Annotated in this window: 2 protein-coding genes; both read right to left on the reverse strand. The window is 73.7% G+C overall.

Annotated elements, in window-relative coordinates:
* Positions 1-305, reverse strand: a 305-nt coding sequence (locus PROKR_RS22675; protein WP_157602580.1) for an acyltransferase domain-containing protein, incomplete at its 3' end; no start/stop codon positions are given.
* Positions 306-434: 129 nt separating this feature from the next.
* Positions 435-791, reverse strand: a 357-nt coding sequence (locus PROKR_RS22680) for a PucR family transcriptional regulator (protein WP_036967888.1), incomplete at its 5' end; no start/stop codon positions are given.

Below are 791 nucleotides of genomic sequence, written 5' to 3' on the forward strand. Positions count from 1 at the left end.
CCCGCGACTGCCGCGGCGGACAGCTCGCCGACCGAGTGGCCCGCGGTGACGTCGACGACGTCCGCGGCGGCGCGGCCGTCGAGCAGGGCGCGCAGCGCCAGCAGGGAGGTGGTGACGATCAGCGGCTGGGCCACGGCGGTGTCGCGGATCGTGTCCGCGTCCGACGTCGTGCCGTGCGCGACCAGGTCCAGGCCGGCGGCCTCGGAGGCTGCCGCGAGGCGTTGTTCGGTGCCGGGCAGCTCAAGCCAGTCGCTGAGCATCCCGGGGGTCTGAGAGCCCTGTCCAGGGCAGACGACGGCGAGCACGCGTCCACTCTGCCAACCCAGGCCGCTCACGGGACGTCGCGACCCGTACCAACCTGGTCGGGGGGCCTTGTCGGGAACCTACAAGGCGCTCATCTTGGGTGCAGGTTAGTGACGTACGTCTCGGCGGACTCAGCCGCGGCCGAGCTGGCCCAGAGCCAGCGCCACCTGCAGCACGAACGACTCGCGCGCGTCGAGCGGGTCCCACCCGGTGATCTCCGAGACCTTGCGGAGCCGGTAGCGCACCGTGTTGGGGTGAACGTACAGATGACGGGCGGCGGCCTCCAGGGAGCGACCCGTGCCCAGATAGGCCGAGAGGGTCTCCAGCACGGCGCCGCCGGCGTCCTGCAGCGGGGTGAAGGCCTGGGCGATCAGGGTGGCGCGGGCGGTGTAGTCGCCGGTCAGGACGCGCTCGGGCAGCAGGTCGTCGGCCATCACCGGGCGGGGCGCCTGCGGCCACGCCGGGGCGGCCGTGAGCCCGGCGAGGGC

Origin of the sequence: Promicromonospora kroppenstedtii DSM 19349 (assembly GCF_000515355.1) — a bacterium.
Lineage (GTDB): Bacteria > Actinomycetota > Actinomycetes > Actinomycetales > Cellulomonadaceae > Promicromonospora > Promicromonospora kroppenstedtii.